At 39.8% G+C, this 825-nt stretch carries 1 protein-coding gene; it reads right to left on the reverse strand.

Annotated elements, in window-relative coordinates; translation table 11 throughout:
- Nucleotides 1-22: 22 nt before the first annotated feature.
- Nucleotides 23-825 (reverse strand): hypothetical protein (locus CY0110_RS27810; protein WP_035801000.1); only part of this gene is annotated, 803 nt, incomplete at its 5' end.

Below are 825 nucleotides of genomic sequence, written 5' to 3' on the forward strand. Positions count from 1 at the left end.
CCTAACTACTGATCAAAACTAATTATCCCTTACTAATATAGCGAGCAGCAAAGTCTTTAACAGCTTTAGCAAAGGAACTTCTTGCTTCTGGACCTTCATCAGAAGACTCATTATCCGGAGTAACGGGTTCTTTTGGCTCCTTAGTAACTTTAGGTTGAGCAGGGGTTTCTGTTGGCTTTTTGGCCTCTGTTTCAGTTTCTTTAGTAGGAGGTTTTTTTACTTCAGAAGTAGCAGGGGTTTCTGTTGGCTTTTTGGCCTCGGTTTCAGTTTTCTTAGTAGGAGGTTCTTTTACTTCAGAAGTAGCAGGGGTTTCTGTTGGCTTTTTGGCCTCGGTTTCAGTTTTCTTAGTAGGAGGTTCTTTTACTTCAGAAGTAGCAGGGGTTTCTGTTGGCTTTTTAGCTTCAGGGGTTTCTAGAGTTTTATCTTTTAATTGTGTCATAGGATTCGATTCTTCTGATTCTTTGTTTTTATCGGTTGAATCTATATTGTCCACTTCTTGTGTAGAAGTATCCTGATTTGATGGTGTTATTGTAGCAGGTGATTCGGAAGTTGTCATTTCAGGGGGAGAAGTTGGAGGTTTTTCTTCTGGTTCGGGTGGTTGTAGAACTTTTATAAACTGCTTTAATTGTTCTTCTTCTGTAACGGAGAGATGACGAACTTCTTCAACTTTTTTAGCAATTTCTGTCTCACCCAAATAGGCTAACCACTTCTCAAAATCCCCACGTTTCAAATAATATATTACTTCCTGAGGAGACTGATGGCACACTCCGATTAAATCCTGTACGCTATAAGCGAGGTGACCACTGCTAAATCTAAATGGTTCTG

The organism is Crocosphaera chwakensis CCY0110 (assembly GCF_000169335.1).
In the GTDB taxonomy this organism is placed as follows: domain Bacteria; phylum Cyanobacteriota; class Cyanobacteriia; order Cyanobacteriales; family Microcystaceae; genus Crocosphaera; species Crocosphaera chwakensis.